Origin of the sequence: Pseudomonas sp. CMR5c (assembly GCF_003850545.1) — a bacterium.
GTDB classification, from domain to species: domain Bacteria; phylum Pseudomonadota; class Gammaproteobacteria; order Pseudomonadales; family Pseudomonadaceae; genus Aquipseudomonas; species Aquipseudomonas piscis.
This window is the reverse complement of the sequence record NZ_CP027705.1, coordinates 4,515,643-4,542,374: the sequence shown is the minus strand read 5'-3', so window position 1 is coordinate 4,542,374 and position 26,732 is coordinate 4,515,643. Positions and strand designations below refer to the sequence as shown.

Annotated in this window: 22 protein-coding genes and 2 pseudogenes; 8 read left to right on the top strand and 16 right to left on the bottom strand. The window is 66.2% G+C overall.

The annotated features are described in order from the left end of the window. Positions 1 to 34: 34 nt before the first annotated feature. A complete protein-coding gene (gene queD, locus C4K40_RS20905) occupies positions 35 to 391 on the bottom strand; it encodes a 6-carboxytetrahydropterin synthase QueD (RefSeq protein ID WP_022639769.1) in 357 nt (118 codons plus the stop codon). A gap of 126 nt (positions 392 to 517) precedes the next feature. Beyond that, positions 518 to 1,597, bottom strand: coding sequence for a patatin-like phospholipase family protein (locus C4K40_RS20900; RefSeq protein WP_022639768.1), 1,080 nt, complete (start codon positions 1,595 to 1,597; stop codon positions 518 to 520). 160 nt (positions 1,598 to 1,757) lie between these two features. Here C4K40_RS20900 and C4K40_RS20895 point away from each other — a divergent pair, with 160 nt between their 5' ends. The 4 genes from C4K40_RS20895 to C4K40_RS20880 are packed head-to-tail and all read left to right on the top strand — an operon-like array spanning position 1,758 to position 4,358. After that, positions 1,758 to 2,066, top strand: coding sequence for a PepSY domain-containing protein (locus C4K40_RS20895; RefSeq protein ID WP_022639767.1), 309 nt, complete (start codon positions 1,758 to 1,760; stop codon positions 2,064 to 2,066). Beyond that, positions 2,066 to 2,380 (top strand): PepSY domain-containing protein, encoded by a 315-nt coding sequence (locus C4K40_RS20890; RefSeq protein ID WP_031320197.1) that lies wholly within the window; start codon positions 2,066 to 2,068, stop codon positions 2,378 to 2,380. The genes C4K40_RS20895 and C4K40_RS20890 overlap by 1 nt, the downstream gene beginning before the upstream one ends. Then, a complete protein-coding gene (locus C4K40_RS20885; RefSeq protein WP_022639765.1) occupies positions 2,380 to 3,048 on the top strand; it encodes a response regulator transcription factor in 669 nt (222 codons plus the stop codon). The genes C4K40_RS20890 and C4K40_RS20885 overlap by 1 nt, the downstream gene beginning before the upstream one ends. Then, complete coding sequence (locus C4K40_RS20880) at positions 3,045 to 4,358, top strand: sensor histidine kinase (protein WP_022639764.1); 1,314 nt, start codon at positions 3,045 to 3,047, stop codon at positions 4,356 to 4,358. The genes C4K40_RS20885 and C4K40_RS20880 overlap by 4 nt, the downstream gene beginning before the upstream one ends. Positions 4,359 to 4,517: 159 nt before the next feature. Here C4K40_RS20880 and C4K40_RS32265 read toward each other — a convergent pair. Next, positions 4,518 to 5,027 (bottom strand): annotated as a pseudogene (locus tag C4K40_RS32265) (methyl-accepting chemotaxis protein); the annotation flags it as partial. Between the two features lie 348 nt (positions 5,028 to 5,375). Further along, positions 5,376 to 6,446: pseudogene (locus tag C4K40_RS32260) on the bottom strand (HAMP domain-containing protein); the annotation flags it as partial. A gap of 580 nt (positions 6,447 to 7,026) precedes the next feature. On the opposite strand from C4K40_RS32260, the gene C4K40_RS20870 reads away from it, so the two are divergent. Further along, positions 7,027 to 8,343 carry a Na+/H+ antiporter family protein gene (locus C4K40_RS20870; RefSeq protein ID WP_164485057.1) on the top strand — a complete coding sequence of 439 codons (1,317 nt, stop codon included), beginning with the start codon at positions 7,027 to 7,029 and terminating at the stop codon, positions 8,341 to 8,343. A 60-nt stretch (positions 8,344 to 8,403) separates the two neighbouring features. Here the strand turns inward: C4K40_RS20870 and C4K40_RS20865 are convergent, their stop codons facing one another. From C4K40_RS20865 to C4K40_RS20845, 5 genes are read right to left on the bottom strand one after another with little or no spacing between them, the layout of a single operon-like run. Next, the gene (locus tag C4K40_RS20865) at positions 8,404 to 9,306 is read right to left on the bottom strand and encodes a DMT family transporter (RefSeq protein ID WP_053137364.1); all 903 of its coding nucleotides are present in this window, start codon (positions 9,304 to 9,306) and stop codon (positions 8,404 to 8,406) included. After that, a complete protein-coding gene (gene serB / locus C4K40_RS20860) occupies positions 9,303 to 10,196 on the bottom strand; it encodes a phosphoserine phosphatase SerB (RefSeq protein ID WP_053137369.1) in 894 nt (297 codons plus the stop codon). Before serB ends, C4K40_RS20865 begins: the two co-directional genes overlap by 4 nt. A gap of 53 nt (positions 10,197 to 10,249) precedes the next feature. Continuing rightward, the gene (locus C4K40_RS20855; RefSeq protein WP_201770008.1) at positions 10,250 to 11,065 is read right to left on the bottom strand and encodes a 2OG-Fe(II) oxygenase; all 816 of its coding nucleotides are present in this window, start codon (positions 11,063 to 11,065) and stop codon (positions 10,250 to 10,252) included. A gap of 32 nt (positions 11,066 to 11,097) precedes the next feature. Beyond that, positions 11,098 to 11,853, bottom strand: coding sequence for an SDR family oxidoreductase (locus C4K40_RS20850; RefSeq protein WP_022639757.1), 756 nt, complete (start codon positions 11,851 to 11,853; stop codon positions 11,098 to 11,100). A 31-nt stretch (positions 11,854 to 11,884) separates the two neighbouring features. Further along, a complete protein-coding gene (locus C4K40_RS20845) occupies positions 11,885 to 16,072 on the bottom strand; it encodes an amino acid adenylation domain-containing protein (RefSeq protein WP_256224250.1) in 4,188 nt (1,395 codons plus the stop codon). 302 nt (positions 16,073 to 16,374) lie between these two features. On the opposite strand from C4K40_RS20845, the gene C4K40_RS20840 reads away from it, so the two are divergent. Beyond that, positions 16,375 to 17,121, top strand: a complete 747-nt coding sequence (locus C4K40_RS20840) for an SDR family oxidoreductase (RefSeq protein ID WP_053137531.1) — start codon at positions 16,375 to 16,377, stop codon at positions 17,119 to 17,121. Here C4K40_RS20840 and C4K40_RS20835 read toward each other — a convergent pair. Both C4K40_RS20835 and yegQ read right to left on the bottom strand, forming a co-directional pair. Then, positions 17,065 to 18,078 (bottom strand): LysR family transcriptional regulator, encoded by a 1,014-nt coding sequence (locus C4K40_RS20835; protein ID WP_022639753.1) that lies wholly within the window; start codon positions 18,076 to 18,078, stop codon positions 17,065 to 17,067. The genes C4K40_RS20840 and C4K40_RS20835 overlap by 57 nt on opposite strands. Positions 18,079 to 18,413: 335 nt before the next feature. After that, complete coding sequence (gene yegQ / locus C4K40_RS20830) at positions 18,414 to 19,739, bottom strand: tRNA 5-hydroxyuridine modification protein YegQ (protein WP_022639752.1); 1,326 nt, start codon at positions 19,737 to 19,739, stop codon at positions 18,414 to 18,416. 156 nt (positions 19,740 to 19,895) lie between these two features. On the opposite strand from yegQ, the gene C4K40_RS20825 reads away from it, so the two are divergent. After that, entirely contained in the window at positions 19,896 to 20,963 is a 1,068-nt protein-coding gene (locus C4K40_RS20825; protein ID WP_053137375.1) for an AI-2E family transporter, read from the top strand. 54 nt (positions 20,964 to 21,017) lie between these two features. On the opposite strand, the gene C4K40_RS20820 is transcribed toward C4K40_RS20825, so the two are convergent. From C4K40_RS20820 to C4K40_RS20810, 3 genes are all read right to left on the bottom strand, one after another. Next, on the bottom strand, positions 21,018 to 21,200 hold the full coding sequence (locus C4K40_RS20820) for a hypothetical protein (protein WP_022639749.1): 183 nt from the start codon (positions 21,198 to 21,200) through the stop codon (positions 21,018 to 21,020). A gap of 118 nt (positions 21,201 to 21,318) precedes the next feature. Beyond that, positions 21,319 to 21,513, bottom strand: coding sequence for a hypothetical protein (locus C4K40_RS20815; RefSeq protein ID WP_022639748.1), 195 nt, complete (start codon positions 21,511 to 21,513; stop codon positions 21,319 to 21,321). A 250-nt stretch (positions 21,514 to 21,763) separates the two neighbouring features. Next, a complete protein-coding gene (locus C4K40_RS20810; protein ID WP_022639747.1) occupies positions 21,764 to 22,120 on the bottom strand; it encodes a hypothetical protein in 357 nt (118 codons plus the stop codon). Between the two features lie 253 nt (positions 22,121 to 22,373). Between C4K40_RS20810 and C4K40_RS20805 the strand changes: the two genes are divergently transcribed. Beyond that, positions 22,374 to 23,192 carry a shikimate 5-dehydrogenase gene (locus C4K40_RS20805; RefSeq protein ID WP_053137534.1) on the top strand — a complete coding sequence of 273 codons (819 nt, stop codon included), beginning with the start codon at positions 22,374 to 22,376 and terminating at the stop codon, positions 23,190 to 23,192. Between the two features lie 58 nt (positions 23,193 to 23,250). On the opposite strand, the gene C4K40_RS20800 is transcribed toward C4K40_RS20805, so the two are convergent. Then, positions 23,251 to 23,901, bottom strand: coding sequence for a YceH family protein (locus C4K40_RS20800; RefSeq protein WP_022639744.1), 651 nt, complete (start codon positions 23,899 to 23,901; stop codon positions 23,251 to 23,253). Between the two features lie 208 nt (positions 23,902 to 24,109). Continuing rightward, positions 24,110 to 26,623: an alpha/beta hydrolase fold domain-containing protein gene (locus C4K40_RS20795; protein ID WP_053137377.1), complete on the bottom strand. Its 2,514-nt coding sequence runs from the start codon at positions 26,621 to 26,623 to the stop codon at positions 24,110 to 24,112. Positions 26,624 to 26,732: the final 109 nt, after the last annotated feature.

The window sequence follows — 26,732 nt, the reverse complement described above, 5'->3', positions numbered from 1 at the left end:
AAAAAACCACCCCGTGGGGTGGTTTCAGGTCGGCTCATTCGCCGCGATAGATGCAACCGCTGGTGCAGGTCTCGTGGATGCGGATCGCGCTGAGTTCCGGCAGCAGGGGCTTGAGCTCGTTCCAGATCCACTTGGCGAGGACTTCGCTGGTGGGGTTTTCCAGGCCCGGGATATCGTTCAGGTAGTTGTGGTCCAGGCGCTCGTACAGCGGCTTGAAGATGGCCTTGATTTCCGAGAAGTCGCGAATCCAGCCGGTATGCGGATCCACCTCGCCGCTCAAGTGGATCGCCACCTTGAACGAGTGGCCATGGAGGCGGCCGCACTTGTGGCCTTCAGGCACGAAAGGCAGGCGGTGGGCGGATTCGAAGGTAAATTCTTTGAAGATTTCCACGGTATCGGTCAGCTCTGTCGGATGGCATCGCCCTGGGGCGAATTGAGGCAGTCGGCGAGTTTATCAGCTTGCCCCCGGTTACGGAAAAACCCTGATCAAAGGGTTTTGCCGCAGCGATGCCGGGTATCAGAGGCTCTGCAGGCGCTCGCCCAGGCGACCCTGGCTGGCCAGTTCGAGGAACTCGTCGCCCAGGCGCCGGCTTTCATCCATGGCGCTGCGCCAGTATTTCTGCCGGCTGGCGTCGTCGCCCATGAAGCGCTTGAAGTCGTTGCGGTCCGGCAGCTTGCCGTAGGGCAGGCGCGCCAGGTATTCCCGCGATGGCGCCAGCAGCAGGACATCGCGCAGGCGCTCGGGGCTGGCCCGGCGCCAGGGCAGGGTCTTGTCGAACCAGCCGGGGATCACCCGGTCGGTGAAGTGTGGATAGAGCACGATGTCGCTGCCGCTGTAGGGCAGGTCCAGGTGGTAGTCCAGCAGGCCGCCGTCGCGGAAGGTGCCGGCACCGGCGCCGGGCAACTCGCGCACGCCCTGCATGACCATGGGGATCGAGCCCGAGGCCAGCAGCGCTTGGCGCAGGTTGCCGCGATCCAAGGGGACGAAGCGCGAGGGGAAGTCTTCCAGGGCATGCAGCGGTGGGGCCAGGCGCGGGTCGTGCAGCACCAGGCGCTCGAAGTGCCGTGACAGCCGCGCGCGGCCGCGCAGGTTGTCGGCGATCACCGAGGACAAGCCCAGGCCCAGGCGCCCGCGATGGTCATCGGCGAGCAGGCCGTGGCTCTTGACCACCATGATGTTCAGTCGGTAGTGGGGATTGTCGAGGATGCTGGCATCGCGGCCTTCGAGCAGGTCGTCGAGCATCTGCCGCGAGCTCTGGCTGATCTGCGCCATGGTCACGCCCTTGGCGAAGCTCTGGGCGTTGTACAACTGGCCCAGGCGGCGGATGCCTGCGGCGGCATCGGGCAGGCAGGCGCTGGCGAACCGCCAGGAACCCACCGAGGCGCCGATCAGCGAACGTTCGCGGGGCACTCCAGGCAACCATTCGCCGAACAGCGCCAGGTCCAGGCCCTGGATGCCCAGGGCCTTGGGACCGCCGGCAGCGCCGGGCAAGGTGCCGACTTCACCGGCGTGCAGGCCCTGGCGGCGGATGCGCGCCAAGGCGCGCGGGCCGGCCTTGAGGGTCAGGGCGGCGAACTTGATGTGGATGGCGGTCATACCGGGCTCGTTGTCGAATCAGTCGCCGAGTATAGAGAACCCTGCCCGTGGGGGCCGAATGAAAGTTCTGTCAGGGCGCTGCGGCAGATTCAGCTTCAATTAAGTTGCCCCGGGTATCGTGGACAACATTGGCCATTGGCCACTGCCTTGGAGACCTGCCATGAAGACCCTGACCGCCCTGTTCGCCACCACCCTGATCGCCCTCACCGCGAGCCTGGCCCATGCCCGCGACCTGGGCCCCGACGAAGCCCTGCGCCTGCGCGACGCTGGTACCATTGCCTCCTTTGAAAAACTCAATGCCATGGCCCTGTCCCGGCATCCTGGGGCGAGCATCAGCGAAACCGAGCTGGAAGAGGAGTACGGCAAGTACATCTACCAGGTCGAGCTGCGCGACCCGCAGGGGCTGGAGTGGGACCTGGAACTGGACGCCGTGAGCGGCCAGGTACTCAAGGATCATCAGGACACGTAATGAATCGGAGATTGCCCCTCGGCAGCCGGCTGGCCCTGGCGCTGTTGTTGTTCTGCTCGCTGGCGGTGGCCCGCGACCTGGACCAGGACGAGGCCCTGCGCCTGCGCCAGCGAGGGGTGATCCTGCCCCTGGAGCAGCTGCTGCAACAAGCCATGGACCGTTATCCCGGGGCCAAGCTGCTGGAGGCCGAACTGGAAGAAAAACACGACGTATACATCTATGAAGTCGAGTTGCTGACCGTGGACGGCGTGGTCCGCGAGCTGGACCTGGAGGCCGCCACCGGGCGCCTGTTGAAAGACGAGGAAGACGACTGATGCGCCTGCTGCTGGTGGAAGACCATGTATCCCTGGCCGACGAGTTGCTCGAAGGCCTGAACCGCCAGGGCTACGCCGTGGACTGGCTGGCCGATGGCCGCGATGCCCTGTACCAGGGGGCCAGCGAACCCTATGACCTGATCATCCTCGACCTGGGCCTGCCCGGGGTGCCGGGCCTGGACGTGCTGCGCCAATGGCGTGCCGAAGGCCTGGCCACCCCGGTGCTGATCCTGACGGCCCGGGGCTCCTGGGCCGAGCGTATCGAAGGGCTCAAGGCCGGCGCCGACGATTACCTGAGCAAGCCGTTCCATCCCGAAGAACTGCACCTGCGGGTCCAGGCCTTGTTGCGCCGGTCCCATGGCCAGGCCAACCAGCAGACCCTGCAGGCCGCCGGCTTGCACCTGGACGAAGGCCGCCAGTGCGTGGTCCGCGATGGCCAGGACGTGCAACTGACCGCGGCGGAATTCCGCTTGCTGCGCTACTTCATGCTGCATCCGCAGCAGATCCTCTCCAAAAGCCACCTGGCCGAACACCTCTATGACGGCGAGACCGAACGCGATTCCAACGTGCTGGAAGTCCACGTCAACCATTTGCGCCGCAAGCTGGGGCGCAGCGTCATCGAAACCCGTCGGGGCCAGGGCTACCTGTTCGGCGGGGCGGCCTCGTGAGGTCGATCCAGCGCCGCCTGAGCCTGGGCCTGGTGGGGGTGATGCTGGTGGTCGGGCTGGCGCTGGCGCAGACCAGCCTGTGGTTGTTCGAGGTGGGCCTGCAACGCTACCTGGAGGCTGGCCTGCGCAACGCCAGCGAAAGCCTGCTGCTGGCCCTGGTTCGCGGTCCGCAAGGTTTGCAGCTGGATGAGCGGCGGCTGTCGGCGGCCTACCAGCGGCCGTTCTCCGGGCATTACTTTCGTATCGACTTCGCCAACGTGCACTGGCGCTCCCGCTCGCTGTGGGACCAGGACCTGCCGCAATTGGAGCAGGCCGGGCTGCAAGGCAACCTGCAACTGGGCCCCGAGGGCCAGCAGCTGCTGGTGCTGCGCAGCGATTACAAGCGCTTCGGCCAGGCCATCAGCATCAGCGTGGCCCAGGACTACACCCCGGTGCGCGAGAGCTTCCAGCGCATGCGCCAGATCGGCCTCGGGCTGGGCCTGGCGGGGCTGTTATTGATCCTGCTGCTGCAGCGCCTGACCGTGCGCCGGGCCTTGCGTCCGTTGGAGACGGCCCGCGAGCAGATCGCCCAGCTGCAGCTGGGCCAGCGCTCCCAGCTCGATGCCCAGGTACCGGTTGAGCTGGAGCCGCTGGTGGCCCAGGTCAACCATTTGCTGGCGCACACCGAAGACAGTCTCAAGCGTTCGCGCAATGCCTTGGGCAACCTCGGGCACGCCCTGAAGACGCCCCTGGCGGTGCTGCTGAGCCTGGCCTCGGGGCCGAAGCTGGCGGGCCAGCCGCAGGTGCGGCAGATCCTTTTGGAGCAGCTGGAGCAGGTGCAGTCGCGGCTCAACCGCGAATTGAACCGGGCGCGGCTGGCCGGCGATGCGCTACCCGGCGCGCTGTTCGAGTGCGATGCCGAGTTGCCGGGGCTGCTGGCGACCTTGAACATGATCCACGGCGAGCACCTGGAGCTCAGCTACCACGCGGCGCCCGGGCTGCGCCTGCCCTGGGATCGCGAGGACCTGCTGGAGCTGTTGGGCAACCTGCTGGACAACGCCTGCAAGTGGGCGGATGCGCAAGTGCGGCTGCAGGTCGAGGAGGGTGCCGCGGGCTTTTGCCTGGCGGTGGACGACGATGGCCCGGGGATTCCGGAGCAGCGCCGGGATGAAGTATTCAGCCGTGGCGCCCGGTTGGATGAACAGACCGACGGCCACGGCCTGGGCCTGGGCATAGTGCGCGATATCGTCGAGGCCTGGGGCGGCCGCCTGAGCCTTGGGCAAAGCCCCCTGGGCGGCTTGCGGGTAGAGATCGAGTTGCCCCGGCGCTGAGCTTGCCAGGGGCCGCTTTGCGCTGCTGCCGGATGCCGGGCTGGCGGCGTCGCGGCTGTCGAAGGCGGCGATCGACTCCGAAGAGGACGTCGCCTTCGATGGCACCGAAGGCCCTGTGGGCCTTGTCGCGGCGTCGCGGGCTCGGCAGCGGTTGCAGGGTCAGACGCGGAACTGGTCCATCAGCCCCTGCTGCTGGTTGGCCAGGCTGTTCAGCGACTGGCTGACCCGCGCCGACTCGTTGGCCTGTTCCGACAGCGATTCGGTGACGTCACGGATGGTCGCCACGTTGCTGTTGATCTCCTCGGCCACGGCGCTCTGCTGCTCGGCGGCGCTGGCGATCTGCAGGTTCATGTCGCTGATCACCGTCACCGCATCGCCGATCTGGCGCAGGGCGGTCACCGCCTGTTCCACTTGCTCGACACTACCCTGGGCCTGGCGATGGCTATTGCCCATGGACGCTACTACATCACGGGTGCCGTTCTGCAACTGCTCGATCACCTGGCGGGTTTCTTCCACCGATTCCTGGGTGCGCTGGGCCAGGTTGCGCACTTCATCGGCCACTACCGCGAAACCACGTCCGGCTTCCCCGGCCCGGGCCGCTTCGATGGCGGCGTTGAGAGCCAGCAGGTTGGTCTGCTCGGCGATGGTACGGATGACCTCCAGCACCGAGCCGATCTGTTCGCTGTCGCTGGCCAGGCCTTCGACCTGGCCCATGGCGGTGCTCATGTCGGCGGCCAGCAGGTCGATGGCGCGGGTGGTGCGGTCGATCACGGTCAGGCCCTGCTGGGTCGCCTGGTCGGCATCCCGGGCAGCCTGGGCGGCCTGGGCGGCGCTGCGGGCCACGTCCTGGGCAGTGGCGCTCATTTCGTGGGATGCGGTCGCCACCTGGTCCACCTGGCGGTACTGCTGCTCCATGCCGGCGCTGGTCTGGGTGGCGATGGCCGACGACTGGTCGGCGGTGCCCCGGGCGTCCTGCACCGAGCGTTTGACCTCGGCGATGATCGGTTGCAGCTTGTCCAGGAAACGGTTGAACCAGCCGGCCAGTTGCCCCAGTTCGTCCTGCTTGTCGTAGTCCAGGCGGCGGGTCAGGTCGCCTTCGCCGCTGGCGATGTCCTGGAGCATGGCGGCCACGCCAAGGATCGGCCGGGTCACGCTGCGGGCCATCAGCCATACCAGCAGCAGGCCGACCACCGCAGCCAGCAGGCCCAGGCCCAGCTCCATCAGGGTGCCGCTGCTGTTGCTGGCATCCAGTTCGTTCTTCAGCGCCTCGGCCGGACCCACCAGGACCTTTTCCGGCACGTCCAGCAGCACGCCCCAGGGCTTGCCGCCGGGGATCGGGGTGAACGGCGCCAGTACCTTGAGCTCATGGTTGTTGTGCAGGCTGCGGGTCTGGGTGCTGCTGGCCAGCTGGCGGATTAGCTCGGCGCCGTTGGCGCTGTCGACGCTGTCCAGGCGCTGGCTGAGCTTGCTGGCGTCGGGGCTGTAGCCGGCCAGCAGGCCTTCGGGGCTGACGATGCTGACATTGGTCTGGCCGGCGTAGAGCTTGCGGCTGGCGTTCTGGCTGACCGCCTGCAGGCTGTTGAGGTTGATGTCCACCGACAGCGAGGCGATGACCTTGCCGTCCACCAGTAGCGGAAAGACGATGCTGGTCATCAGCACCTTCTGCCCGGCGATGTCATAGAAGTAGGGCTCGATCACGCAGGGCTTGAGGGTGCTGCGCGGGCAGGTGAACCAGGCATTGGCCGGCTGGCCGCTGGGGCCGGTGCGGGTATTGCTCATGTCGCTTTCCGGCAGCGCCATGGCGGTCAGCTGGCCCGGGGTCGGTTGCGACCAGTACAGGGCGAAGCGGCCTTGCTCGTTGCTGCCCAGTTCGGTCTGGCCGTTGAACAGGCTGTCCTTGCCGTCCAGGGCGTTGGCCTCGAACACCAGGGACAGGCCCAGCAGGTCGGGGTTGGCCTGCAGTGCCGACTTGACCTGGCGGGTCAGGTCCTCGCGCAGGTCGAAGGCGTCGAGGAAACGCTTCTCGGCCTGTTCACGCAGGAACAGCACCTGGCGCGAGAAACCGTGGCCGTATTGATAGGCGTCCATGAACTGCTGGCGGATCCCCAGGGCCTGGACTTCGCCCTGGGCCTCGATCCGGGCCTGGGCGGCTTCATTGAGCATCTCCATGCTCGAGGCCTTGACCATCTCGGAGCTGTGCTCCATGCGATACAGCGAAAGCCCCACCAACAGCGACACGATGCCCAACAGGCAGAGTCCGGCCAGCAAGGTGATCTTCCATTGGATGGAAAGTTGTCTGAGCGACATGGAGACGTCCTTTATTCGATAAATATCTGAGACTTTGCACTGTAGCGGCCGTTGGTCGGGTTTCTTTAAACGAGCGTTCGAAATCCGTCACCCCCCCATATGGGTAGCCGCTGCCGAGCCCGCGAGGCTGCGCCAAGGTCCGCAGGACCTTCAGCGTTCTTGCGACCCATGCGGCCCTGCGAGCCATGCGAAGCCGGGTGCCGATGGGCGCCGGGCCGCGGTTTTGACAAGCCGGGCCCACTGCTGCAAAGTGCGCGCCCTCTAACAACAAGCTCTTTCATCCCGATGTCGGCAGCGTGCTGCCCTCCGGTCGGTCACTGGCTTTTGCGCGGTTTTTGCCCGCAGTAATGAGGTAACGATGATTAACGCAGTAATTGCCGCGGTAGGCGTGATGCTGGTACTCAGCCTGTCCCGCGTGCATGTAGTGATCGCCCTGATCGTGGGCGCGCTGGTGGGCGGCCTCACCGGCGGCCTGGGGATCGAGGCCACGCTCAAGGCTTTCAACAGCGGCCTGGGCGGCGGGGCCACGGTGGCCCTGTCCTATGCCTTGCTCGGGGCTTTCGCCGTGGCCATCGCCAAGTCCGGCCTGGCCCACGCCCTGGCGGACAAGATCCTGCTGCTGGTGGATCGCCAGGACGCCAACGGTGGCGGCCAGGTCAAATGGTTGCTGATCGGCCTTTTGTGGGTGGTGGCCATCGCCTCGCAAAACATCCTGCCGATCCACATCGCCTTCATCCCGCTGCTGGTGCCGCCGCTGCTCTACGTGCTGACCAAGCTGCAGCTGGATCGGCGCCTGATCGCCTGCGTCATCACCTTCGGCCTGATCACCCCCTACATGTTCCTGCCGGTGGGCTTCGGCAACATCTTCCTCAACGAGATCCTGTTGGCCAACGTCGCGCGCAGTGGTGTCGACATCAGCCAGGTCAACGTCACCCACGCCATGGGCATTCCCGCCCTGGGCATGGTCTGTGGCCTGTTGCTGGCGTTCGTCAGCTACCGCAAGAAGCGCGTCTACGACCTGGGCCGGATCGAGAAGGTCGAGCAGGTCGAGGTGCAGTACAACCCGCGGACCCTGTTGGTGGCGGGCCTGGCCATCGTCGCCGCGTTCGTCATCCAGCTGCTGCTGGACTCGATGATTATCGGCGCCCTGTGCGGCTTCCTGATCTTCTCGATGTCGGGCATCGTGCGCTGGCGCGAGACCGACGAGCTGTTCACCGAAGGCATGAAGATGATGGCCATGATCGGCTTCATCATGATCACCGCCTCAGGCTTCGCCGAGGTGATGAAGGCCACTGGCGAGGTCAACAGCCTGGTCCAGGCGTCGGCCAGCTGGATCGGCCACAGCAAAGGCGTGGGTGCGCTGCTGATGTTGCTGGTGGGGCTGTTGGTGACCATGGGTATCGGCTCGTCGTTCTCCACCGTGCCGATCCTGGCGGCGATCTTCGTGCCGCTGTGCGTGCAACTGGGCTTCAGCCCGGTGGCCATCGTCTGCATCGTCGGCACCGCCGGGGCCCTGGGCGACGCCGGCTCGCCGGCCTCGGACTCGACCCTGGGCCCGACCTCTGGCCTGAACATCGACGGCCAGCACCACCACATCTGGGACACCGTGGTCCCGACCTTCCTGCACTACAACCTGCCGCTGCTGGCCTTTGGCTGGGTCGCGGCCATGGTGCTCTGAGCAACATCCCCGCCCGGGGAGCCCGGCCGGCTCCCCTTTGGCCTCAGGCCGTCCTGCCGATCACTTGAGCAATGGCTTGCCCGGCGCGGGCGAGCTGCACAGGCGCACGCCCATGGCGGCCAGTACCACGCCCCCCCAGGCCAGCCAGGGCATCGGCTCGCCCAGCAGCAGCCAGGCCACCAGGGCCGCGCAGGGCGGCACCAGGAAAAACACCGCCGACACCCTGGCCGCCTCGTTACGCCGCACCAACAGCATCAGCAAGGCGATCGCCAGCAGCGAATTGAAGAACGACAGGTAGCCCAGGGAGCCGACGAAGGCCCAGTTCCACTGGATCGGCTGGGTATCGAAGGTGAAGGCCAGGGGCGAGACCAGCAGCATGCCCAGCAGGTACTGGCTGAACAGCGAAAGGATGATCGGCTGCGGGGTCGAGGCCTTCTCCAGCAGCACGCTGGCGCTCAGTCCCAGCAGCGACAGCCAGGCCAGGCCCATGCCCAGCGCGGTGAAGCGTTCCACGCCGGACTTGGCCAGGATCACCACCGCCGCCCCGAAAAATCCCAGCAACAGCCCCAGCCATTGGCGGCCGGCCACCGGCGTACGCAGCAGCAAGGGCGAGGCGACGCCGATCACCACCGGTTGCAGCGAGACGATCAGCGCCAGCAGGCCGGCGCTGATCCCGGCGTCGATGGCCAGGTAGGTCCCGGCGAAGTACACGCACTGCATGAGCACGCCACTGGCGATCATCGCCAGCAGGGGCCGGCCCCGGGGCAGGGGTGGACGCTGCACCAGTACCACCGGCAGCAGCACCAGCACCACGATCACGTAGCGCAGCCAGAGGAACATCATCGGGCTGCAGTACTGCAGCCCGACCTTGACGATGGCGAAGCCCGACGACCAGAGCAGCAGGAACAGGCCGGAGATCCACAGGTCCGGCCGCTGGCGCAACGTTGGCGGCAGGCTTTTCACTGGACTGCCTCGGCCCGCAGGCCCTCGACCTGACGGCCCTGGGCCAGGACCGTGGACAGGCTGTCGAGGCCCCCATGGTCGAGGACGATATCGCAGGCCGGCAGCAGCACCGGCTTGGGCCGGAAGCCCACGAACAACCCGGCCTGGCGGGCCATGTCCAGGTCGTTGGCTCCGTCGCCGACGGCGATCACCTGCTGCGGGGCGATGCCATGGCGGGCGCACAGTTGCTGGACGATGGCGGCCTTGCCCGGGGCATCGATCACCTCGCCGAGCAGGGTGCCGCTCAGGCGCCCATCGACCACCTCCAGCTTGTGGGCGAACGCCTCGTCCATGCCCAGGCGCTGCCTGATGCCCTGGGCCACCAGGTCGAAACCGCCGCTGACGATGGCGGTCCGCAGGCCGGCCCGGGCGGCCATGGCGATCAGTTCGGCGGCGCCGGGGGACAGCCGTACGGTGCGCTCGATCAGCCGATGCAGGTCGGCCACGGCCAGGCCGCGCAGCAAGCCGATGCGATAGCGCATGCTGGCGGCGTAGTCGTCCCGGGCATCGCTGATCGCCCGCTCGGTGAGGCGCCCGACTTCCTCGGTGGCGCCGACGAGGTCTGCCAAAGCGACGATGGTCTCGACTTCGATCAGGGTCGAGTCCATGTCGCAGGCCAGCAGGCGGAAGTCCGCCAGGGCCAGGCCCGGGAGCAGCACCGCGAAATCCGTGGCCAGCTCGCGCAGGCCGTTGAACAGCTCCCCGCGCCGCGCTTCATGGCGCGGTTGCCACTGGACGACAAGACTGCCGTGGGCGTGCCGGGGGGAGTCCAAACCCAGCTGGTGCAGGTCGCTGGCCAGGGCCGCCTGTCGTGCCGGGGTGAAGCCGAACAGAATGAGGTGTCGTGTCATAACCTGTCGCCAAGGTGGCGCCGCATCGGTGCGGCGCCACGTCCATGGGACGATCAGCTCCAGTAGGTCAGGGGCCGGTCGCTGCCATAGCAGCCAATGAAGGCCGCCATGCCGATACGATAGCTGTCTTTGCTGGGAGTCACGGCATGCAGCATGCGCGAACTGAAGATAATCAGGTCGCCGGCATCCGGATGCAGCACCAGCGGCGGCTGCTCCACCTTCTCCGGCAGCAGGCCTTCCACATCGCGGATCAGGACCAGCTCCTCGGGGCTCGGGTCACGCAGCCACAGTTGCAGATCGCCGCCCTGTTGCGGGGTGCGCAGGTACATGTTGGCCACCAATTGCTCCTCGATGCCCTCCAGTTCCGGTGCATCCGACTCCTCGATGATGGTGTCGTTGTGCGGGTAGAACCGCGACGAGGACGGCTTGAACACGCGGATCGCGCCGACGAAGCAGGCATGGCCGTAGAGCCGCTGGATGTTGGCGCCACCGGGCCAGTATTCCTGCAATTGCAGGCGGATCTTGTCGGCCGGGGTCAGGTGCGGCTCGAACAGGCTGCGCAGGTCCTGGATGTTCTCCACCGCCTCGGCGTGGTACTTGCGGCCGGCTTCCTGGTCCCACTCCGAATCGATGTGCGGCGTGCAGATGCGCCCGACGCTGCTGGTGTATTTCTTGTTGTAGTAACCCAGCTTGGGGTGCTCGATGGCGGCCTCGGCGGCTCGCTCGGCGATCGCCACCGGGTAGTAGCCCTTGACGTGGATCGCGCCGATCTCCCGGGCGGCCAGGGCCAGCAGGGTGTCGGTGGTCAGTTCGCTGGCCACCACCGGTGGCGCGGTTTCTCTTCTTGCAGGTTTTACGAGCATGTTCATGCATGGATCCTCTTGGGAAGTGACGTTGCGGGTCAGATGCGTTGCCGCGAAGGGCGGATGCGGATGTCGTCGATGTGCACGTGCTCGGGTTGTTCGAGCACGAAGCGGATGGCGCGGGCCACGTCCTCGGGGCCGAGGAACGGACCCTGGTCGCGTTCCAGTGCAGCGAAGCCGTGCATGTCGTAGCCGGCGGTTTCCTGGAAGCCGGTGCGCACGAACCCGGGCTCGATCAGGGTCACCCGGACCAGGCTGCTGGCCAGCTCCTGGCGCAGGGACTCCACCAGCGAATGCAGGGCGAACTTGGTGGCGCCGTATACCGGGTTGCCGGCGGACAGCTGGCGCCCCACGGTGGAACCGATGACCACGATGTCCTGGACCCGCTCGCTGCTGCGCCGGCGTTCGAGGAAGGCCCTGGCCGCGGCGCGCAGCTGATGCATGGCGCCCAGTACGTTGACGTCCACCAGCTCTTGCCACTGCGCGCTGTCCGAGCCCAGCAGCGATCCTGGCAGGCCACGCCCGGCGCACAGTACGAAGGCGCTGGGCGGCTCGCCGAAGGCTTGCTCGCCGGCCCGCCACAGTTGCGGCACATGGGCCGGGTCGCAGGCATCCATGGCGATGCCGACGGCCTTTCTGGCGTTGTCGTTGGCCGCTGCGCAGACCTGCTCCAGGCGGGCCTGGTCGCGGCCGCTGAGGGCCACGTTGGCCCCGGCCTGCACCAGCGCCTGGACGACGGCGCGGCCAATGCCCGAGGTGCCGCCGGAGATCGCCACGGTCGAATGATTGTTCATTGCTTGCTCCTTCAAGTGGGGGTGGCCGTGGTCACCCGTTGGTCCGGGCGTACCCGAACAATCCGCGATCCTTCAAGCGTCGGACGAACGTGAACACCCAGTCCCGGGACAGCTGGGAAAACTCGACCCGGTGTTCTTGCAGGCGCGACAGGGTCCGTGAGTGGTCGTAGGTCAGGTTGCGTGCTTCGCGCGAGGCCCAGAACAGGCCCAGCGCCACTTCGGCCTGGGTGGTCTTGCCCGAGCGTTCCAGGGCGTCCTTGAGGCTGTGCGCGCGGACCCGCTTGATCGGGATGCCCAGGTCTTGCAGCGAGGCGACGAACAGGTCCGAGGAAATCGCGTAGGGCGAGTCGACGTGGTAGGTGCCGCTGCGCAGGGACGGGTCCAAAGACAGGCTGACGATGCCCCGGGCGACGATGTCCACCGGGCTGAGCACCAGCGGCTCGTCGTACTGCGCCGGTGCGTAGCCGGCATGGGCGATGGCGTTGATGCACTGCACCCAGCGATTGGCATTGGCGTTGCGCTGGAACATCGCGGTCTGGGAGTGGCCGGTGACGTTGCCCGAGCGATAGATGAAGGCGCTGTGCCCACGGTATGCCAGCTCCCGGACTATGCCTTCGGCGAGGAACTTGCAGCGCTCGTATTCGTTGAGGAAGTCCTGGCCCACGTCCAGCGCGTCTTCGTCGAACACCACCGGCTCGGCGCCCCGGTAGCAGCCGCTGACGGCCAGGGTCGACATGAAGTGCAGGGCCTTGGCGTGGCCGCTTTCGACGAAGCGCACCAGTTCATGGGTGGGAAACACGATATTGCGCTGCATGTCGCTGCGGCTGCCCACCAGGCGGGTATCGGCGGCGAAGTGGTAGACCGCGTCGATGCTCCCGGCCAGGCTCGCCCATTGGGCCTGGGACAGGCCGAAACCGGGCTGGCTCATGTCGCCGACGCAAACCTGCACCCGTTCCCGGGGCAAGGCGCTGGCATCGCTGAAGAAGTGGCTCCAGGCGGCGGCCAGGCGGGCCCGGGCCGCGCTCGGGGAGTCCGCCCGGACCAGGCAGTGCAGGGTCGCGCTGCTCTGCTCCAGCAATTCGCGCAGCACATGGATGCCGATGAAACCGGTGGCGCCGGTCAGCAGGATGTTCTGCGCGGCCTTGCCCGGCAGCGCCACGCCATGGCTGCCGATCACCGTTGCGGGGATGTTCCACAAGGCGCCGCTGGAGCTGCTGTCGGACAGCTGTACGCCGCCTGCCGAGGCCTGGCCGTCGAGCAAGGCCGCGCGCAGGGCCTGGGCGAACTCGCCGATCAGCGCCGCCGGGGTGGCCAGGGCGTTGAAGTTCAGGTCCAGGATCAATTGCTCGCCCGCCAGCCGACCGGTGAGCTTGAACTGGTTGATCCGCGGGTTCTCGCGACCGCGCAGCCCGGCGTAGGTCACCGGCGCCGGGCGCAGCTTCCAGTCATCGCGCAGGCCGAGGCTGGTCTTGCCCAGGTAGTTGAAGCAGTGACGTGTGGCGAACGCCGGCAGCCCGCTGCTGGCATAGGAGTGTCCAAGGTGGGGAACCTCGGCCAGGGCCTGGCGAACCGTGGCGATTGGCTCGCGGGCCAGCTCGGCGGCGTCCAGGGCCAGGGGAAAGGCGGCGGTGAACCAGCCCACGGTACGCGAGATCTCGGTCTGGTCGTCGAGACTGAGGCGGCCGTGGCTCTCGAAGGTCACGTTGAGCACCGGTTCGGGCCATTGCCGGCTCGCCAGGGCCAGGTAGTGGCCCAGCAGGTACTGGTCGATGGACACCCCGCTGCGCGCCGCGCCAGCCATGATGCGCGCGGTCTGCTCGGCGTCGAAGGCGATCCAGGCGGTCTGGGCGTCTTGTTCCTGGCCGGCGGGGAACGGTTGTTGCGCCGGGCTCGCGAGCCGTTGTCGCCAGTAGCCGGCGTCCCGGGCCAGGAGTTCGCGGTGGGCCTGCAGGTGCCCGACCCAGTCGGCATAACTGGCGCAGCGCAGGGGCATGGCGCGGCTGTCGCTGGTGTAGCGGATCATCAACTCGTCGAGGATCAGGCTCCAGGACACCACGTCCACGGCCAGGTGGTGGGCCACCAGCAACAGGTACTGCCGGTCCTGGTGGGTGATCAGCTCGACGAAGAACAAGCGTCCGGCACTGATGCTCAAGCGGCTTTCCAGGACGGCATAGCGACGGTTGGCCAAGTCATCGAGGCTGGCATCGACGGCTCCGGCATCCAGCTCGGAGAACACCTCGGGGTAGGCGGCGCCGGCTTCGAACACCCAGGCCTGGCGCTGGTCGTCGAAGGCGAAGCGCGAGCGCAGCATCTCGTGGGCCTGCAAGACCTGGAGGCAGGCCTGGCCCAGGCGCCCGGCATCCAGGCGCACTTCGGCTTGCACCAGCATCGATTGGGTCCAGCGGTCGGGCTCACGCACGTCCTGTTGCAGGAACCACTGCTGCGCCGGGCCGGCGATGCCCCGGCTGGCCTGCTCGGCACGGTTGTGGCCGGGCTCGGCGGGTGAGCTGGCCTGTTGCAGCTGGGCCACCAGGCCGGCGAGGGTGGGGCTGCCCAAAAAGGCCCGGGCGCTGACGTCGAAGCCCTCCAGTTGCAGCTCGGAGATCAAGCGCACGGCGTCCAGGGAGTCGCCGCCCAGGTCGAAGAAGTCGCTGTCGGTCTCCACGCTCGTTGCCCGGCAGTGGCGGCGGAAGGCGTTCAGCAGCTTGGCGTAGGGTTCGTCGGCCTGGACCTGGTCGTCCAGGGCGCTGGCCATGGTTGTGGCGAAACCTTCCTGCAACCGGCGCTCGACGGCCTGGCGATCGAGCTTGCCGTTGGCATTCATGGGCAGGTGCGCAATGTTCTCGAAGCTGAACGGCAGCATGTAGCCCGGCACCTGCCGAGCGAGCCCGGCGCGCAGCCAGCCGTTGCTCCTGTGCGGCCCTTCATAGGCGCACAGCAGGTAGTCGCGCTCGGCGAAGCGGCGATGGACCACCACCGCCCGTTGCTCCAGCAGCCGTTGCAGCGCGCTTTCGACATGTCCCAACTCGACCCGGTAGCCGTTGACCTTGACCTGGCGGTCGGCCCGCCCGGCGAAGTGCAGGCGCCCCTGGTCGTCGAGCCGGACCCGGTCGCCGGAGCGGTAGAACCTGTGGCCCTGGAGTTCGACGAAGCGCCCGGCATCCAGGTCCGGCCGTTGCCAGTAGCCCAGGGCCACTTGCGGTCCGCCGATGAACAGCTCGCCGGTGACTCCTGCGGGGCAAGGGTGGCCATGGCCGTCCAGCACCCGCAGCTGGCTGTCTCCCAGGGCGCGGCCAATGGGCACACTGGCCTCGCCCAGCGCTGCCAATTGTTCGGCCAGGACCGGCTGGACCGTGACGCCGACCGTGGTTTCCGTCGGGCCGTAATGGTTGAACAGCCGGCCGACCATGCCACTGGCCAGGGTGCTGCGGGCCAATGGCGGCTCCAGGGCCTCGCCGCCAAGCAACAACCAGCCCAGGGTCGGGCGCGGCCCCTGGTCCGCCGTGGCCTGGTCGAGGAGGGTGCGCCAGTGGGTGGGGGTGATCTTCAGCACGTCGATGCGTTGTTCGCCCAGCAACCGATACAGGGCCCGGGGGTCCTTGCGTTCGTATTCGTCGGCGATGTACAGGCTGCCGCCCGTCCAGAGCGCCAGGAACAATCCGGTGTTGCCAAGATCGGCCGCCAGGGTGCTGACATGGGCATAGCGCAGGCCGTTGGTGATGCCCAGCGCCTGGGCGATGCCCTGGCAATAGTGGGCGATGTTGCGGGCGGACACCGCGACGCCCTTGGGCGTACCGGTGGAGCCGGAGGTATAGAGCACGTAGGCGGCTGCATCGCCCCCGGCAATGGTCGGTTGTGGTGCAGGGGCAGCGGCGCGGCAGTCGGCATCGAAGGCATAGGACACCGCATCGTGCTGCATCAGGGTGTAGCCGCCCACGGCCAGCACCAGGTCGGCGCCGATCTGCTCCAGGCGCGGGCCGGCGTCCTCTTCAAGGGAGGCGATCTCGACTATGGTGTAGGCGGCGCCGCTGAACATCACGGCCACTAGCCCGACCACCACTTCCAGGCACCTGGGGCCGACCACCGCCACCAGTTGTCCTGCGCCGATGCCACGTCCGCGGATTTGCCCGGCCAGGTCCAGGGCATCTCGTTCCAACATTGAATAAGTCATTTGCCGGGAGGCATCGCTGAGTGCGACTTGTTCTGCCGACCGTGACATCCATCCGGTCAGCCGCTCTATTAGAAGTTCAGCCATTTCCATCTCCGTTATTAGAACTTTCCTTGTGGCCAAAGTGGCCGGCCTGGAAAACATCAACAGATGAGCGAGTTGGCCTGCAGGCTATGCAGCACGGGACCTTGCGTCCAATATCGGCTGCGTATGCTTTTATATGGGCTATATATAAGTTGCTGTTGATGAACTTAGGCGTTGACACTTGCTGGAGGCGGGAATTATAAAAATTAGTTGTTCTTTGAACTTTGGCTTGTAAGGTTTCTTGAACTGCAATGGATAAGGAAATCGCTATGAAAGGCTTGGCATTGGTAACCGGTGGCAGTCGTGGAATAGGTGCGGCGGTGGCCCGTCAGCTTGGGCTGTTGGGGTATGAGGTGTGCCTGACCTACGAGCACGACGGCGAGGCGGCCCGGCAGGTGGAGGAGGCGATTGGCGCCGCTGGTGGCGTGGCCTGGAGCTGGCAGCTGGACATCGCTTCGCCGGTGGCGGTCATGGCGTTGTTCGAGGCTCTGGATCGACGCCCGCTACCCCTGACATTGCTGGTGAACAATGCCGGGATCACCGAAGGTTTCTCCCGGCTCGAGGCGCTGTCCTATAAGCGCCTGGAGCATGTCTTCCAGGTCAATGTGTTCGGCGCCTTCATGTGTGCCCGCGAAGCGGTGCGGCGCATGGGCCGTTCCCATGGTGGGGCGGGCGGGGTCATCGTCAACCTGTCGTCCCGGGCCGCCGAACTGGGCGGGGGCGGGGAGTGGATCCACTACGCCGCGACGAAAGGGGCCATCGACAGCCTGACCCGGGGCTTGGCCAAGGAAGTCGCCGACGAAGGAATCAGGGTCAATGCCGTGGCTCCAGGTTTGATCGAGACAGGGTTGCACGCCGCAGCCGGAAAACCCGAGCGGTTGTCTGAGATGTCCACGGGAGTGCCCGCAGGCAGGGCAGGATTGCCGGAGGAGGTGGCCGACTGCGTGTGCTGGTTGGCCTCAGCCGCGGCGAGCTATGTCACCGGGGCCATTATCCCGGTTGCCGGGGGCAGGTAGGGCCTGGGGGTCTTCTCCCAACAGGCCGAGCAGGGGCAGGAAGTTGCGCAGGGCCACCGAGTTGGAGGCCGGCAGCCAGGCGGCGCTCAGGGGTGAATGCAGCGGGTTGCCGCGAATCCGCAGGAACACGATGCCCTGGCGTTGCTCGGCGCCGACGCTCTGGGGCACGAAGGTCAGCCCCACTCCGGCCCTGGTCAGGCCCAGGGCGGCTTGCAGGTTCTCGATCTGTTGCACGATGCGCAACTTGATCCCCAGCGGTTCGAGGTGGGACAGGATCCGGTCGGTCAGGCTCGGCAGCGGATAACGCGGATAGAGCACGGTCTTCTCGTTATCCAGGTCCTTGAGTTCCAGGTGCTTGCGCCCGGCCAGGCGATGCCGGGCCGGGAGCGCCACCACCAGCGGTTCCTTGAGCAGCAAGCGCTGCTCGATCGCCGGGTCGTCATCGATCGGGGGCCGGGCGAAGCCCATGTCGATGTGATGCTCCAGCAGCGCCGGGGCGATGTCCGCCGCCAGCAGTTCCTTGAACGACAGTTCCACATCCGGGTAGCACTGCTGGAACAGTCCCAGCACTTCCGGCAGCCGGTTGTACATCACCGAGCCGGCGAAGCCGATGGACAGGCGTCCGGTATGGCCTTCGGCCAGGCCGCGGATCTCCCTGACGCTGGACTGCACGGCATCGAGGATGGCCCGGACCTTGAGCAGGAATTGTCCGCCGGCCTCGGTCAGGCGCAGGGGCCGGCTCTGGCGCTCGAACAGCAGGGCGCCAAGATCTTCTTCCAGCTGCTTGATCTGTTGGCTCAGCGGGGGTTGCGCCATGTGCAACTTCTGCGCCGCACGGGTGAAACTCAGCTCTTCGGCCACCGCCTTGAAGTAGCGCAGATGGCGAAGTTCCAGGCGGTGTTCCATGGGTCTGGGAGAGAATTGGCTGGCGAGCCGATGCAGATTGGAGTCGGACATAATCAAGACATTCCTTTGTATTTATCGTTGTAATTCTGCTACTGCAGGAGCTGCTTTTTCGCGAACGCGGTCTGCTTTCGCGGCCGAAAAGTATAACGTCCCGCCTATTCTCCCAGCCGCGTGGGCCGGGGCAGCCAGGCCTGTCGCTGCGGGCGTTTGCCGGCAGCGGCTGGCCTGATTCAACGATATCCGGGCAGCGGCCGCAGACCGTTGTCGATCAGGCTTACCAGGCTTTCGTGACGGGTCCTGGGCAGGACCGCAGGGGATGCCCCCATCCGGCGTGGTTCACGCCGGACGGTGCTCGGACAAGGGGGGAAGGATGAGGGCGTTGCGCCTCAGGCGCCGATATCGCGCATCAGCAGGCCGAAGCGCAGGTCCACCTGGTCGGGAATCGGCAGGTACACGGTATGGCCGTCGCCCGGGGCCACTTCGATGGCCTGGCCCTGGGCGTTGTGCAGCTCATGCAGGTCGAAGTGGAAGTTGCCCTTGGGCGTCATCAGCTCCATGTGGTCGCCCAGGGCGAAGCGGTTCTTCACCTTGACCTCGGCCAGGCGGTCGCGGCGCAGTCCGGTGAGCTCGCCGACGAACTGCTGGCGCTCCGACACCGAGCTGCCGTTTTGGTAGTTCTGGTATTCGTCATGCACGTGGCGGCGCAGGAAGCCCTCGGTGTAGCCGCGCTGGGCCAGGGATTCCAGGTCGTTCATCAGGCTGCGGTCGAACTCGCGCCCGGCTGCGGCGTCGTCGATGGCCCGGCGATAGACCTGGGTGGTACGGGCGCAGTAGAAGTGGGACTTGGTCCGGCCCTCGATCTTCAGCGAATGCACGCCCATGTGTGTCAGGCGCTCCACGTGCTGCACCGCCCGCAGATCCTTGGCGTTCATGATGTAGGTGCCGTGCTCGTCCTCGAAGGCCGGCATCTGCTCGTCCGGACGATTGGCTTCCTGGAGCAGGAACACCTGGTCGGTGGGGGCGCCCAGGCCCAGGGTCGGCTCGGGTTCGAAGGTCTGGACGATCTCCCCTAGGTCGTTTTCGGTGGCTTGCTCGGCCTTGTATTTCCAGCGGCAGGCGTTGGTGCAGGTGCCCTGGTTGGCGTCGCGCTTGTTCATGTAGCCCGAGAGCAGGCAGCGCCCGGAATAGGCCATGCACAGGGCGCCGTGGACGAAGACCTCCAGCTCCATGGCCGGCACCTGCTGGCGGATTTCCTCGATTTCCTCCAGCGACAGCTCCCGGGACAGGATGATCCGGCTCAGGCCCTGCTGCTGCCAGAACTCGACGCTGGCCCAGTTCACCGTGTTGGCCTGCACCGACAGGTGGATCGGCATGGCCGGGAAGTGCCGGCGTACCAGCATGATCAGCCCCGGGTCGGACATGATCAGCGCGTCGGGGGCCATTTCGATCACCGGCGCCAGGTCCTTGAGGAAGGTCTTGAGCTTGGCGTTGTGCGGGGCGATGTTGACCACCACGTAGAAGCGCTTGCCCTGGGCCTGGGCCTCGCGGATGCCGAGGGCCAGGTTGGCGTGGTCGAATTCGTTGTTACGCACCCGCAGGCTATAGCGCGGTTGTCCGGCATACACCGCGTCGGCGCCATAGGCGAAGGCGTAGCGCATGTTCTTCAGGGTGCCGGCGGGGGCCAGGAGTTCGGGTTTGGCGAGGAGCGTCATGGGGCTGTCGGTCGCAAAAGGTCGCGAGGGTAAGGCAGCGCCCGCAGGCATTCATTGACCTGGGTCTATATCCGCTAGAGAAAAAACGGCACTTGGCGACGCGACGGTGGACTAAATCCCAGGACGCCAACCGGCGTTGACCGACCTGGACCGGACATGAATCAGAACAACCTGCAAAACAAGAGCCTGCTGCTGTTGCTGGCATTGGTCAGTGTGGCCTTCATCTGGATCTTGCTGCCGTTCTACGGCGCGCTGTTCTGGGCGGTGATCCTCGGCATTCTCTTCGCACCGTTGCAGCGTCGCCTGCTGCTGCGCCTCGGGGGCCGACGCAACCTGTGCTCGCTGTGCACCCTGGGCATTTGCCTGGTGATCGCCATCCTGCCGGTGATCGCCATCAGCGTGCTGTTGGTCCAGGAAGGCGCCGAGTTGTATCGCAAGATCGAGAGCGGGCAACTGGACATCGCCGGCTACCTGGAGCTTTTCAAGCATCGCCTGCCGCCGTCCGTCCAGGGCTTGCTGGACCGCTTTGGCCTGGGGGAGCTCCAGGGCCTGCAGGAAAAGGTGGCCAGGGGGGCGATGCAGGGCAGCCACTACCTGGCGACCCAGGCGTTCAGTTTCGGCCAGGGCACCTTCGAGTTCCTGGTGGGTTTCTCCGTCATGCTCTACCTGCTGTTCTTCTTCCTGCGCGACGGCCCGGAGTTGGTGCGCAAGATCCGCGCCGCGGTACCGCTGGCGGAATACCAGAAGCGGCGCCTGCAATTGAAGTTCACCCGGGTGGTGCGGGCCACGGTCAAGGGCAATGTGCTGGTGGCGGTGACCCAGGGCGCCCTGGGCGGGTTGATCTTCTGGTTTCTCGATATTCCCAGCGTATTGCTGTGGGCGGTGCTGATGGCCTTTCTGTCGCTGTTGCCGGCAGTGGGTGCGGGGCTGGTCTGGGGGCCGGTGGCGGTGTACTTCCTGCTCAGCGGGGCAATCTGGCAGAGCGTGGTGCTGGGCTTGTTCGGGGTGCTGGTGATAGGCCTGGTGGACAACCTGCTGCGACCGATCCTGGTGGGCAAGGACACCCGGATGCCGGATTACCTGATCCTGGTCTCGACCCTTGGCGGCCTGGCGATCTTCGGCCTCAATGGCTTCGTCATCGGCCCCTTGATCGCCGCGTTGTTCCTGTCCAGCTGGGGACTGTTCGTCGAGACCCGGCCGCGGGCGCGCTTGCCCTTGCCCTGAACGGCCTGGTGCCGGAGCTTCGGGACATCGCGCTTGCGGTCAACGTTCAGGCAGCTAGGCGTGTACCGGCTGGCGATCCAGTTGCCGGGAAAGGGCCTGGGCAGTGGTTAATGAAGCCAGGGGGCCGCTGACGGTCTCGCCATCGCGGACCAGGTACCAGCAGGCGAGCAAGCCCGATTCCCGCAGTGGGGCGGGGACGGCGCTGCCGATGACGGACATGATCTGGACCTTGGGCATGGGAAGCTCCTCTATGGGAGCGGTTACCTTACAAAGTGTCCAGTGCTACGAAAAATCACCCGGATCGATAATGGACATCGATGGCTGGGCAGGATATTCACCCACGGCGCGCGCGGGATCAGTCCACGACCTGGTCGAGCATCTGCAGCACCTCATGCTCGTTGAGCAGGCCCTTGCGCACCAGGTTCTGGGTCAGCAGGGAGAGGAACTTGGCGTTGCGATGGCCCTCCAGGTGCTTGAGCTCGGTCAGGGCGTCATACACCCGGCTGGAGGTGCAGAGGCCGGCAACGCGGTGCGGATTTTGCGTAGGCATGGGGAGCGTCCTTGTTGTTATGGGCCTGGGGCGATCGGACTGGATCGATCTTGCAGCCCTTGGATGACACAAACATGACCATCCCATGTCGCCCGGGGCTTCCTTGGGATCGGCACACTATTGCCGGATTTAAACGCAAGTACTGTTCCAGTCACGACATTCTGCAGAATTATTCAGACATTCGGCCGGAGCCGGAATGCAACAGGCCCCGCCTTGGAGGGCGGGGCCTGTTTCGGGAACCTGGGTTGGCTTACCAGCGGCCAGGGCCGTAGTAATAATGAGGATGGCCGTAGTAGCCACGGGGTGGCCCGTAGTAGACCGGTGCCGGGCGATAGTAGATCGGCTGTTGCACATAGACCGGTGCCGGCTGGTAGTAGACCGGAGGGGGCGGTGGGGCGGCGTACACCGGGGCTGGTTGCACATACACCGGGGCCTGTTGCACGTAGACCGGGCGATCCTGGTTGGCGATCACCGAACCCACGACGGCTGCGCCGACGACCGCACCCAGCGCGGCGGGCCCGGCCCAGCCACCGCCATGGGCGGATGCCTGGCCGGCGACAGCGAGTGCACCAATGAGCAGGGCTATCTTGGGGATTTTGGAGATCATGGTTTTTCCTCGGTTCAACCCCTGCGTTTATGGTCTGCACCAGACTCAAGAACTGACGCGGGGATACTTCTAAGACAGCGGTTATCGCAAAATCTGCACAGTCGCTGAGTAAATGTTGTGTAAGGTCTGTACCGGCCTCTTTACCGTTATCCCTGGACGGCTGGAGCCCTTTGAACAAGCGCCGATATGATCGGGCACAAGCGGCTGGCCGACCAATCCCGTCTATCCGAAAGTGCCAAGCGAGGAGATGAAGATGCAAATGCACCCCAATAAAGACACCCAGTTGTGCATGTCGTTGTCCGGGCGTCCGGGGAACTTCGGCCTGCGCTTTCACAATCACCTGTATGAGCAACTGGGGCTGAACTTCTACTACAAGGCCTTCAGCAGCCAGGACCTGCCGGGCGCGGTCGGAGGGATCCGGGCCCTGGGTATCCGTGGCTGCGGCGTCTCCATGCCGTTCAAGGAAGATTGTATCGCCCTGGTGGACGAGCTGGACGACTCGGCCCGGGCCATTGCCTCGATCAACACCATTGTCAACACCAACGGTCATTTGAAGGCCTACAACACCGACTACATTGCCGTGGCGCAGTTGCTGGCGACCCATGCCGTGCCCAAGGATTGCACCTTCGTCCTGCGCGGCAGCGGTGGCATGGCCAAGGCGGTGGCCAGTGCCTTGCGCGACGGCGGTTATGCCCATGGCGTGATCGTGGCCCGCAATGAAGTGGCCGGCCGCGCCTTGGCCAGCTCCCTGGGCTACCAGTGGCAGGCGGAGCTGGGCAGCCTGCGTCCGCGGATGCTGGTCAACGTCACGCCGATCGGCATGAGCGGCGGGCCCGAGGCGCAGCAACTGGCCTTCGAGGCCCAGGCCATCGCCGCGGCGGATATCGTGTTCGATGTGGTGGCGGTACCGGCCGAGACGCCGTTGATCGTACAGGCACGGGCTGCGGGCAAGCGGGTCATCACCGGGCTTGAAGTGATTGCCATCCAGGCCCTGGAGCAGTTCGTGCTGTACACCGGCGTACGCCCGAGCGAAGAGCAGTTCCAGCAGGCCGTGGCCTTCGCCCGGGGCTGAAGGGGCCGATGGGCCGAAGGCGCGCGCGATTGTCGCAACCTTCGGCAGTGGCCAGGGCCTAGCCCTCCAGGCGGGCCAGACGCTCTTCGAGGGCGGCGATCCGCGCTTCCAGTTCTTCGATGCGCTCCAGTGACACATTGCCGCCGCTGCTGCGCTCCACCGGGTTGCCACGGGCGGCGAGGATCGCCTCCATGTCCGCCGGGTCACCCAGGGCGTGGGTGTAGCGGTCTTCGCGCTGGCCGGCCTGGCGCGGCAGGTGCAAGGCCAGGCCGCGGGCCACCAGGCGCTCGAGCTGGTGCAGGACCTGCTCGCTGTCTTCGAAGTCGTGCATGCGCCCGCTGCGGGTCAGTAGTTCGTTCACGGTCTGCGGGCCACGCAGGAACATCAGGCCACAGAGGATCAATTGCGCGGGTACCAGTTCCAGCGCTTTTTCCAGGCGCTGCTCCCAGCGATCGGCGCGGCTGCCCATCTGCAGGCGAGTGAAACCCTGTGCCTCCAGGGTGCGCAGGCTCTGGCCGACCTGGCCCGGGGTCAGGTTCATCACCGGCTCGCGGCTGGTCTTCTGGTTGCAGGCGATGACCAGGGCGTTGAGGGTCAGGGGATAGGTTTCCGGGTTGGTGGCCTGTTTTTCGATCAACGAACCCAGGATGCGGATTTCCGTGCTGCCAAGACGCAGAGATTCGCTGGAGGTTTCGTGTTCGCTGCTCATGAGTACTGCTCCCTTGATGACTGATGGAAAGACGCGTGGATAGCCCGCTCAGGTCGCCTGCTGGGCACTGGGGATATCCACGGCCATGATGGCCGCTTTCGAGGGGCTCTGTTTTACCCGCAGAAGCGGTTTCTGGCCATCAGAACTTGGTGACAGGCATGCAACCGGGTGCCGGACCACGCCCGCGTGAGGGCGTGGCCGCTGGCGATCAACCGGGTTGTGCTTGCGTGGACGCTTTTGCCGTTGCAGGTGACCGTCGGGCATCGGTTGCTGGTGGTTGCTCCAGGCGCTCCCGGGCGAAACGCGCCAGGCTGCGCAGGGCATTCCTGGCCGAGCGCAGGTAGAAGGCCTGCAGTTGGAAGACATGCCAGCGCTCGTGGTGGATTTCCAGCTCGCAAGGTACCCCGCAGGCCCGGGCATGCTCGGCCAGACGGCAGGAGTCGGACAGCAGCAGCTCCTGGTCACCCACCTGCACCAGCATCGGTGGCAGGCCGTCCAGCTCGGCCTCCAGGGGGCGGTGCAACAGGTCTTGATCGGGCGCGCCATAGGCTTGCAGGGCCTGTTCCAGCCAGTCGCGGCGAATCATCGGATCTACGCCCTGGCGGCTCTGCAAGCTGGGGCCAGCCAGGGTCGGGTCGGTGACTGGCGACAGCAGCATGAGCCCGGCGGCGATGCCGTCGCCCCGTTTCTTCAAGGCCAGGGCCAGGGCCAACGCCAGCGCACCCCCGGCGGAGTCGCCGGCGATCAACAGTTGTTCGGCCGGGCAACCCTGGGCGCGGATCGCGTCATAGCAGGCCAGGCAGTCGTCCAGGCCCGCCGGGTAAGGGTGCTCCGGGGCCAGTAGGTAGTCGGGGACCCAGACGGCACAGCCGCTTTCCTTGGCCAGGCGGCTGGTGACGCTGTAGTGGGTGTCCGGGCTGCCGACGCAGAACGCGCCGCCGTGCAGGTAGAGGATCGTGCCCCTGGCGGCAGTGGCCTTGGGTTCGATGATCTGCACCGGTACCTGGCCCAGGTGCGTGCGCCGCCGAGCGACCCCCAGGGCTGGCGGCATCAGCCAGGACATGCCGGCGACGAGCTTGCGCTGGCTGGCCAGGGCCCGTGGCGGGCCGATCAAGGCCCTGAAGGTGCAGCGCAGGAACAGCCTGAGGAAGGCCGCGTTGGCCCGCTCCAGCCAGTCCCGGGGGGCTGCGATGCTGCGCCCGCTCGCCGGCGAGGCCGGGTTCAGCGGGCTGGACAGTTGGTAGGCCGCCAGCCCGGCGTATCGCGCCAGCCAGCGATAGGTGAAGGTGAAGCCGGGCCAATTGGTGCTGTTGTGACCTTGCTCGTCCACATACCAGCTCTTGCAGCCGCTCCATACCGAATTGGCCAGGCGTTGCTGGATCCGCAACTGGAAGCGCCGGTGCGGGCGCTCGTCCACTTCCAGGGTGCGGGCGCCGCTGGCCAGCAGTGCCTGGCGAGCCTTCAGCACATGGGATATCTGGCTTTCCAGCATATGGATGATGGAGTTGTGGCCCAGGTTGGTATTGGGGCCATAGAGCATGAAGAAGTTCGGGAAGCCGGGCACGCTGAGCCCCAGGTAGGCGGCCGCGCCCTGTTGCCAGGCCTGGTTCAGATCGAGCCCGTTGCGGCCGGTGATGCGCATCGGCGAGAGAAACTCGGTGGCTGCGAAGCCGGTGCCGTAGATGATCGCATCCACATCGTGCTGCTCGCCGTCCTGGGTCTGGATACCGTGCTCGGTGATGCGCTTGATGCCCTGGGTCAGCAATTGCACATGGGCTTGGTCGAAGGTGGCCAGGTAGTCGTTGGACAGCAGGATGCGCTTGCAGCCGATGGGATAGTCCGGGGTCATCTGCCGGCGTAGCTGCGAGTTGGACACCGAAGTCTCCAGCAACTTCTGGAAGGGCCGGCCCACGGCCCAGCGCATCAGGCCGCGCAAGCGGGTGAAACCCAGGGCGCGGGACTCGAAGTGCAGGTAATGGCCGGCGCGCACCAGCTTCATCCACAGCGGGTAGCGGGCGAAACGCTGTTTTTCCCGGGGACTGTAGGGACGGTCGGACTTGGCCATGATGTAGGCCGGCGAGCGCTGGAAGACTTTCAGCGCCGCGACCTGGGCGGCGACCTGCGGCACGAACTGGATCGCCGAGGCCCCGGTGCCGATCACCGCGACTCGCTTGCCGGCCAGGGAGTAGTCGTGGTCCCAGGTGGCGGAATGGAATACCTGGCCGGCGAAGCTCTCCATGCCCGCCAGCTTCGGCAGCACTGGACGGCTCAGTTGGCCGGTGGCGCTGATCAGCAGGCGCGCCAGCAGCACCTGGCCGTCGTTGCAGGTCACCTGCCAGCAGCCCAGCTCCTGGTCGAAGCTGGCCTGGCGGACCTCGGCGCCGAACCGGATGAACGGTTCCAGGCCATGGCTTTTGACGCAGTGCCGCAGGTAGGCGTGGATTTCCGCCTGGGGGGCGAAGGTCCGGGACCAGTGGGGATTGGGCTCGAAGGAAAACGAGTAGAGGTGCGAGGGCACGTCGCAGGCGGCCCCGGGATAGCTGTTGTCGCGCCAGACTCCGCCGACGTCCTGGCCTTTCTCCAGAATGACGAAGCGGCTGGCCCCAGCCTTGCGCAGGGCGATGCCCATGCCCAGGCCACCGAAGCCGGCGCCGATGATGATGGCCTCCAGGGGCTGGCTGGCGTCGGGTGCGGAGTTCGAAGCAGTGGTGGATGCTGGCATGACGACCTCGTTGTTATTGTTGTGGTGGGATGTGGCCACTTCCCGAGGGGAGACTACGAGCCTGGTGGAGCAAGCATGCAGGCAATCGAGCGCCGACCCCATGCTGGAA

What these genes read in the sequence shown, in the direction of transcription:
- C4K40_RS20900 (WP_022639768.1), bottom strand. Translation starts at nt 1,597, where the DNA reads ATGACCGCCATCCACATCAAGTTCGCCGCCCTGACCCTCAAGGCCGGC.
- C4K40_RS20895 (WP_022639767.1), top strand. Translation starts at nt 1,758, where the DNA reads ATGAAGACCCTGACCGCCCTGTTCGCCACCACCCTGATCGCCCTCACC.
- C4K40_RS20890 (WP_031320197.1), top strand. Translation starts at nt 2,066, where the DNA reads ATGAATCGGAGATTGCCCCTCGGCAGCCGGCTGGCCCTGGCGCTGTTG.
- C4K40_RS20885 (WP_022639765.1), top strand. Translation starts at nt 2,380, where the DNA reads ATGCGCCTGCTGCTGGTGGAAGACCATGTATCCCTGGCCGACGAGTTG.
- serB (WP_053137369.1), bottom strand. Translation starts at nt 10,196, where the DNA reads ATGACACGACACCTCATTCTGTTCGGCTTCACCCCGGCACGACAGGCG.
- C4K40_RS20855 (WP_201770008.1), bottom strand. Translation starts at nt 11,065, where the DNA reads ATGAACATGCTCGTAAAACCTGCAAGAAGAGAAACCGCGCCACCGGTG.
- C4K40_RS20850 (WP_022639757.1), bottom strand. Translation starts at nt 11,853, where the DNA reads ATGAACAATCATTCGACCGTGGCGATCTCCGGCGGCACCTCGGGCATT.
- C4K40_RS20845 (WP_256224250.1), bottom strand. Translation starts at nt 16,072, where the DNA reads ATGTCACGGTCGGCAGAACAAGTCGCACTCAGCGATGCCTCCCGGCAA.
- C4K40_RS20840 (WP_053137531.1), top strand. Translation starts at nt 16,375, where the DNA reads ATGAAAGGCTTGGCATTGGTAACCGGTGGCAGTCGTGGAATAGGTGCG.
- C4K40_RS20835 (WP_022639753.1), bottom strand. Translation starts at nt 18,078, where the DNA reads ATGTCCGACTCCAATCTGCATCGGCTCGCCAGCCAATTCTCTCCCAGA.
- yegQ (WP_022639752.1), bottom strand. Translation starts at nt 19,739, where the DNA reads ATGACGCTCCTCGCCAAACCCGAACTCCTGGCCCCCGCCGGCACCCTG.
- C4K40_RS20825 (WP_053137375.1), top strand. Translation starts at nt 19,896, where the DNA reads ATGAATCAGAACAACCTGCAAAACAAGAGCCTGCTGCTGTTGCTGGCA.
- C4K40_RS20820 (WP_022639749.1), bottom strand. Translation starts at nt 21,200, where the DNA reads ATGCCCAAGGTCCAGATCATGTCCGTCATCGGCAGCGCCGTCCCCGCC.
- C4K40_RS20815 (WP_022639748.1), bottom strand. Translation starts at nt 21,513, where the DNA reads ATGCCTACGCAAAATCCGCACCGCGTTGCCGGCCTCTGCACCTCCAGC.
- C4K40_RS20810 (WP_022639747.1), bottom strand. Translation starts at nt 22,120, where the DNA reads ATGATCTCCAAAATCCCCAAGATAGCCCTGCTCATTGGTGCACTCGCT.
- C4K40_RS20805 (WP_053137534.1), top strand. Translation starts at nt 22,374, where the DNA reads ATGCAAATGCACCCCAATAAAGACACCCAGTTGTGCATGTCGTTGTCC.
- C4K40_RS20800 (WP_022639744.1), bottom strand. Translation starts at nt 23,901, where the DNA reads ATGAGCAGCGAACACGAAACCTCCAGCGAATCTCTGCGTCTTGGCAGC.
- C4K40_RS20795 (WP_053137377.1), bottom strand. Translation starts at nt 26,623, where the DNA reads ATGCCAGCATCCACCACTGCTTCGAACTCCGCACCCGACGCCAGCCAG.